General features: G+C 42.2%; 1 pseudogene. It reads left to right on the top strand.

Going from position 1 to position 389, the window contains the following annotated elements:
- Positions 1-336 (top strand): annotated as a pseudogene (locus B3180_RS13475) (hypothetical protein); the annotation flags it as partial.
- Between the last annotated feature and the right edge of the window lie 53 nt (positions 337-389).

The raw sequence follows: 389 nt of genomic DNA on the forward strand, positions 1-389 counted from the left end.
AGACAGCCGGTACTTGAAAAAGAGTGGTCGGATAAATGGCAGGATATTTATTTAGGTACAACGGAAGATGTCTGCACTCGCAGCAATCTTAAATTATCTGACGCGGCCAGTGATTTGAGCTCTGATTCCAGCCATACTTTTTATAGCTATATTGCTGATCAGGGCCTGTTTGAGCTTGTGGTTCCTAATGCAGAAAACTTTGTTATTGATACCGACTCAACCGTTGAATGTATCGCGGATTATTTAGTTGCAGAAATAAAATCACAAAACCCCGATAAAAAAGTCGAAGTTCGTGCGTTTGAAGGGGTTGGGAAGGGAGCCATTGCCTATGCGTAGAACAATTACCGCTTTTATTTTGTCGCTTTGCTCAATAAACGTTGCATTGGCGG

The organism is Idiomarina sp. UBA4206 (assembly GCF_002383015.1).
GTDB lineage: Bacteria > Pseudomonadota > Gammaproteobacteria > Enterobacterales > Alteromonadaceae > Idiomarina > Idiomarina abyssalis.